Origin of the sequence: Microcystis sp. LE19-41.2A (assembly GCF_027530405.1) — a bacterium.
Taxonomy (GTDB): Bacteria; Cyanobacteriota; Cyanobacteriia; order Cyanobacteriales; family Microcystaceae; genus Microcystis; species Microcystis aeruginosa.
The window spans coordinates 1-1,080 of record NZ_JAPZQJ010000067.1; the positions used below are offsets into that span (position 1 = coordinate 1).

General features: G+C 47.4%; 2 protein-coding genes. One reads left to right on the forward strand and one right to left on the reverse strand.

Features of this window, described 5'->3' with window-relative positions; translation table 11 throughout:
- Nucleotides 1-143: 143 nt before the first annotated feature.
- Nucleotides 144-521: a hypothetical protein gene (locus O9290_RS02925; RefSeq protein WP_002754350.1), complete on the reverse strand. Its 378-nt coding sequence runs from the start codon at nt 519-521 to the stop codon at nt 144-146.
- 90 nt (nt 522-611) lie between these two features.
- On the opposite strand from O9290_RS02925, the gene O9290_RS02930 reads away from it, so the two are divergent.
- A partial coding sequence (locus tag O9290_RS02930; protein WP_288086691.1) for a hypothetical protein occupies nt 612-1,080 on the forward strand: 469 nt, incomplete at its 3' end.

Here is a 1,080-nt window from a genome sequence, read left to right on the forward strand (position 1 = left end):
TGAGGGGGTCAATTACCTAATTTTCAGGGAAAAAGTCCAGGGATTTTTCCCCCGATCACTCCCAGATCCATTACTTTTTGATGGCCAAAAGGTCTAAAAGTTTTACCCAACAAGGTTTTTAGATTTATTCAGCAAACCCTATACTATTTCTTGATTTCGCGGGCCATTTTCAGGAAAGGATTGATATTGTCATCGTTAGCGCGACGAACGTTATCATTAGCAGCGTTAGCCTTACTATTAGCCTCGGAAGTAGCCGATTTTGCCACAATACCGTTATCGGTGACTTTGCTGACTTCCATAGAAGAAATCTGTTTAATCGATTCGCCACCCTTTTTATTCGAGGCAGTTTTCGGGAAAGTACGTCGGATCGTGATCGGTGTCCGCATAAAGTCGATATTACCGAGAGTTTTAGCGTCATCGGGTTCCAAGTAAAAAGCCTCTTTCGGTTCCGGTGCGCTCATATCCATCGGTTCATCGACGTATTTCGTCTTATTGCCAAACAGGCCAAAGAATCCAGCCATTTTCTCGCTCTCCTAAATAAATATATTTACCATAAATTGCTGCTGATTGTTAAATCATATCAATATTTATGACAAAAAGCCAGGTAGGGTGTGCTGAATAAGTCTGTTGGTGGGGTTAGTAGCTGGTCATCAGTAGCCGGTCGTCAGTATTCAGGAGTCAGTATTCAGGAGTCAGTATTCAGGAGTCAGTATTCAGGAGTCAGTATTCAGGAGTCAGTATTCAGGAGTCAGTATTCAGGAGTCAGTATTCAGGAGATTATTTCTATTTATTCTTCCGACACCCCACACCCCATCACCCCATCACCCCATCACCCCACACCCCACACCCCACACCCTACACCCCACACCCTACACCCTACACCCTACACCCCACACCCCATCACCCCATCACCCCATCACCCCACACCCCACACCCCACACCCCACACCCCACACCCTACACCCTACACCCCACACCCCATCACCCCATCACCCCATCACCCCATCACCCCATCACCCTACACCCTACACCCTACACCCCACACCCCACACCCCAATCAACGCTGTTCTAACCTACGACT

Coding starts and splice junctions, on each gene's coding strand:
- O9290_RS02925 (WP_002754350.1), bottom strand. CDS start 521: ATGGCTGGATTCTTTGGCCTGTTTGGCAATAAGACGAAATACGTCGAT.